Genomic DNA, 5,196 nt, shown 5'->3' with positions numbered 1-5,196 from the left:
GTTAGTGTTCTTTTATGCCCCTGACCAGTTGTCTCTTCGGAGATGGTGGTTGGTGGTTTCTTTGAGTATCACGCTCCGACCTTTGGGTTGTTGAGTGTGTGCTGGGATTGTTTCAACAAGGCATTGTTGGAGAGTTTGATCCTGGCTCAGGACGAACGCTGGCGGCGTGCTTAACACATGCAAGTCGAACGATGAAGCCGCTTCGGTGGTGGATTAGTGGCGAACGGGTGAGTAACACGTGGGTAATCTGCCCTGCACTCTGGGATAAGCCTTGGAAACGAGGTCTAATACCGGATATGACACACGACCGCATGGTCTGTGTGTGGAAAGTTCCGGCGGTGCAGGATGAGCCCGCGGCCTATCAGCTTGTTGGTGGGGTAGTGGCCTACCAAGGCGACGACGGGTAGCCGGCCTGAGAGGGTGACCGGCCACACTGGGACTGAGACACGGCCCAGACTCCTACGGGAGGCAGCAGTGGGGAATCTTGCGCAATGGGCGAAAGCCTGACGCAGCAACGCCGCGTGGGGGATGACGGCCTTCGGGTTGTAAACCTCTTTCGACAGGGACGAAGCTTTCGGGTGACGGTACCTGTAGAAGAAGCACCGGCTAACTACGTGCCAGCAGCCGCGGTAATACGTAGGGTGCGAGCGTTGTCCGGATTTATTGGGCGTAAAGAGCTCGTAGGCGGTTTGTCGCGTCGGCCGTGAAAACCTGCAGCTTAACTGTGGGCGTGCGGTCGATACGGGCAGACTTGAGTTCGGCAGGGGAGACTGGAATTCCTGGTGTAGCGGTGAAATGCGCAGATATCAGGAGGAACACCGGTGGCGAAGGCGGGTCTCTGGGCCGATACTGACGCTGAGGAGCGAAAGCATGGGGAGCGAACAGGATTAGATACCCTGGTAGTCCATGCCGTAAACGTTGGGCGCTAGGTGTGGGGATGGGTTCCACCGTTTCCGTGCCGTAGCTAACGCATTAAGCGCCCCGCCTGGGGAGTACGGCCGCAAGGCTAAAACTCAAAGGAATTGACGGGGGCCCGCACAAGCGGCGGAGCATGTGGATTAATTCGATGCAACGCGAAGAACCTTACCTGGGTTTGACATGCACTAGACAGCCGTAGAGATACGGTTTCCCTTGTGGTTGGTGTACAGGTGGTGCATGGCTGTCGTCAGCTCGTGTCGTGAGATGTTGGGTTAAGTCCCGCAACGAGCGCAACCCTTGCCCTATGTTGCCAGCGGGTTATGCCGGGGACTCGTAGGGGACTGCCGGGGTCAACTCGGAGGAAGGTGGGGATGACGTCAAGTCATCATGCCCCTTATGCCCAGGGCTTCACACATGCTACAATGGCTGGTACAGAGGGTTGCGATACCGTGAGGTGGAGCGAATCCCTTAAAGCCGGTCTCAGTTCGGATCGGGGTCTGCAACTCGACCCCGTGAAGTCGGAGTCGCTAGTAATCGCAGATCAGCATTGCTGCGGTGAATACGTTCCCGGGCCTTGTACACACCGCCCGTCACGTCATGAAAGTCGGTAACACCCGAAGCCCATGGCCTAACCCTTTGGGAGGGAGTGGTCGAAGGTGGGACTGGCGATTGGGACGAAGTCGTAACAAGGTAGCCGTACCGGAAGGTGCGGCTGGATCACCTCCTTTCTAAGGAGCAACATAAACCCCGGTCATAGACTGGGAGTTTCCCATGGTCTGAACGCGAGTGTCGTTCACTGTGGGTGCTCGATGGATTGTGGAACACACTAACGCTTCACAGGGCAGTTCACTGTTGGGTATCTGAGAGGGCACATCACGCGTCCGGTTGGGTGTGTGGTTGTTTCTCGGGTTGTTGTTTGAGAATTGTATAGTGGGTGCGAGCATCTTTGTGGCCAAGTTTTTTAGGGCACATGGTGGATGCCTTGGTACCAGGGGCCGATGAAGGACGTGGTAGGCCGCGATAGTCCTCGGGGAGTTGTCAAACGAGCTGTGATCCGAGGGTGTCCGAATGGGGAAACCCAGCCCGAGTGATGTCGGGTTACTCATGCCTGAATATATAGGGTATGAGGGGGAACGCGGGGAAGTGAAACATCTTAGTACCCGTAGGAAGAGAAAACACTGGTGATTCCGTGAGTAGTGGCGAGCGAAAGCGGAAGAGGCTAAACCGTGCGCGTGGGATACCTGGTAGGGGTTGCGTGTGCGGGGTTGTGGGACATCGCCTGAGAGGGCTACTGACCTCTCAGCATTGGGTTGCGTGTTAGTTGAACAGGTTGGGAAACCTGACCAGAGACGGTGAGAGTCCGGTAGACGAAAATGCGTGGCCGGTGTGTGGTGGTGTTCCCGAGTAGCAGCGCTTTCGTGGAGGGTGCTGTGAATCTGGCGGGACCACTCGCTAAGCCTAAATACTTCCTGGTGACCGATAGTGGATAGTACCGTGAGGGAATGGTGAAAAGTACCCCGGGAGGGGAGTGAAATAGTTCCTGAAACCATGTGCCTGCAATCCGTCAGAGCAGTCTTAGCAACTGTGATGGCGTGCCTTTTGAAGAATGAGCCTGCGAGTTACTGCTGCGTGGCGAGGTTAACCCGTTGGGGGTAGCCGGAGCGAAAGCGAGTCTGAATAGGGCGTGTGAGTCGCGTGGTGTAGACCCGAAGCGGAGTGATCTACCCATGGCCAGGGTGAAGCGCGGGTAAGACCGTGTGGAGGCCCGAACCCACCAGGGTTGAAAACCTGGGGGATGAGCTGTGGGTAGGGGTGAAAGGCCAATCAAACTCCGTGATAGCTGGTTCTCCCCGAAATGCATTTAGGTGCAGCGTCATATGTTGCTTGGGTGGGGTAGAGCACTGGTTGGTTGATGGGCCTTCACGGGTTACTGAGATCAGCCAAACTCCGAATACGCCTGAGTTGAGTGTGGCAGTGAGACGGCGGGGGAGAAGCTTCGTCGTCGAGAGGGAAACAGCCCAGAGCATCGGCTAAGGCCCCCAAGTGTGCGCTTAGTGGGAAAGGATGTGGGATCGCTTAGACAACCAGGAGGTTGGCTTAGAAGCAGCCATCCTTGAAAGAGTGCGTAATAGCTCACTGGTCAAGTGGTCCTGCGCCGACAATGTAGCGGGGCTGAAGCGCACCGCCGAAGCCATGCCAATCCAGCGTGTGTTGGGTTGGGTAGGGGAGCGTCCTGCACGAGGTGAAGCGTCCGCGTAAGCGTGGTGTGGATTGTGTGGGAGTGAGAATGCAGGCATGAGTAGCGAGTGAAGAGTGAGAATCTCTTCCGCCGGATGACCAAGGGTTCCTGGGGAAGGTTCGTCCGCCCAGGGTGAGTCGGGGCCTAAGGCGAGGCCGACAGGCGTAGTCGATGGATAACGGGTTGATATTCCCGTACCCGTGCATATGCGCCCATGATGAGGTTTCTGATGCTAACCATCCGGAAGCCGGCTGCGTCTTCGGACAAGGCTGGGGACTGCATGGGACCCGAAGGGATAGTAGTCAAGTGATGGGGTGACGCAGGAGGGTAGCTCTGCCAGTGAGTGGTTGTACTGGTGTAAGCCTGTAGCCCGGTGTGTAGGTAAATCCGCATGCCTTGTGGGTGAGGGGTGATGCGTAGCCGTTGTGGTGAAGTGAGTGATCCCATGCTGCCGAGAAAAGCCTCTAGCGAGTGTGTGCACGGCCCGTACCCGAAACCGACACAGGTGGTCAGGTAGAGAATACCGAGGCGGTCGGGTGAACTGTGGTTAAGGAATTCGGCAAATTGCCCCCGTAACTTTGGGAGAAGGGGGGCCACTGCTGGTGAACACTTTTTCGGTGGGAGCTGGTGGTGGTCGCAGAGGCCAGGGAGAAGCGACTGTTTACTAAAAACACAGGTCCATGCGAAGCTGTAAGGCGATGTATATGGACTGACGCCTGCCCGGTGCTGGAACGTTAAGAGGACCCGTAAAGCCCTTTGGGGTGTAGCGGAGAATTTAAGCGCCAGTAAACGGCGGTGGTAACTATAACCATCCTAAGGTAGCGAAATTCCTTGTCGGGTAAGTTCCGACCTGCACGAATGGCGTAACGACTTCTCCGCTGTCTCGACCACAGGCCCGGTGAAATTGCAGTACGAGTAAAGATGCTCGTTTCGCGCGGCAGGACGGAAAGACCCCGGGACCTTTACTATAGCTTGGTATTGGTGTTTGGTTCGGCTTGTGTAGGATAGGTGGGAGACTGTGAAGCATTCACGCTAGTGGGTGTGGAGTCGTTGGTGAAATACCACTCTGGTCGTTCCGGGCATCTAACTCGGGTCCGTGATCCGGATCGGGGACAGTGCCTGGTGGGTAGTTTAACTGGGGCGGTTGCCTCCTAAAGAGTAACGGAGGCGCCCAAAGGTTCCCTCAGCCTGGTTGGCAATCAGGTGTTGAGTGTAAGTGTATAAGGGAGCTTGACTGTGAGACTGACGGGTCGAGCAGGTGCGAAAGCAGGGACTAGTGATCCGGCACTGGCTGGTGGAAGCGGTGTCGCTCAACGGATAAAAGGTACCCCGGGGATAACAGGCTGATCTTGCCCAAGAGTCCATATCGACGGCATGGTTTGGCACCTCGATGTCGGCTCGTCGCATCCTGGGGCTGGAGTTGGTCCCAAGGGTTGGGCTGTTCGCCCATTAAAGCGGCACGCGAGCTGGGTTTAGAACGTCGTGAGACAGTTCGGTCCCTATCCGCCGCGCGCGTAGGAGACTTGCGGAAGGCTGTCCCTAGTACGAGAGGACCGGGACGGACGAACCTCTGGTGTGCCAGTTGTTCTGCCAAGGGCACGGCTGGTTGGCTATGTTCGGGAGGGATAACCGCTGAAAGCATCTAAGCGGGAAGCCTGTTCCTAGATGAGGTCTCCCACCCCTTTGTGGGTTAAGGCCCCCGGTAGATGACCGGGTTGACAGGCCGGATGTGGAAGCACAGTAATGTGTGGAGCTGACCGGTGCTGATAGGCCGAGGACTTGCTCACGAAGATGTTACGCACCCACTATACGATGTCTGAGACAACAACCCACGGTTTGTTGTTGATATCTGAATATGTGTCAACGTGTATTGGCACCCTTGGTTTACCCACTTGATGGTGGGTGACGGGGTTGTCGGTGGCGATGGCGGGGAGGGTCCGCCCGGTCCCATTCCGAACCCGGTAGCTAAGCTCCCCAGCGCTGATGGTACTGCACTCGCTAGGGTGTGGGAGAGTAAGACACCGCCGACACAATCCTTA

Annotated in this window: 3 rRNA genes; all 3 read left to right on the top strand. The window is 56.7% G+C overall.

Annotated elements, in window-relative coordinates:
• Positions 1-123 precede the first annotated feature (123 nt).
• The 3 genes from E1181_RS30890 (at position 124) to rrf (ending at position 5,187) form a co-directional block, all read left to right on the top strand.
• Positions 124-1,646: ribosomal RNA gene (locus E1181_RS30890) — 16S ribosomal RNA — on the top strand.
• A 222-nt stretch (positions 1,647-1,868) separates the two neighbouring features.
• Positions 1,869-4,944, top strand: a 23S ribosomal RNA gene (locus E1181_RS30885).
• Between the two features lie 126 nt (positions 4,945-5,070).
• A 5S ribosomal RNA gene (gene rrf / locus E1181_RS30880) occupies positions 5,071-5,187 on the top strand.
• Together the 16S, 23S and 5S rRNA genes form the textbook arrangement of a ribosomal RNA operon.
• The last annotated feature ends 9 nt before the right edge of the window (positions 5,188-5,196 follow it).

The sequence above is a fragment of the Saccharopolyspora terrae genome, from assembly GCF_004348435.1.
GTDB classification, from domain to species: Bacteria; Actinomycetota; Actinomycetes; order Mycobacteriales; family Pseudonocardiaceae; genus Saccharopolyspora; species Saccharopolyspora endophytica.
The sequence above is the reverse complement of the archived record's forward strand: the minus strand, read 5'-3'. Positions and strand labels throughout refer to the sequence as shown.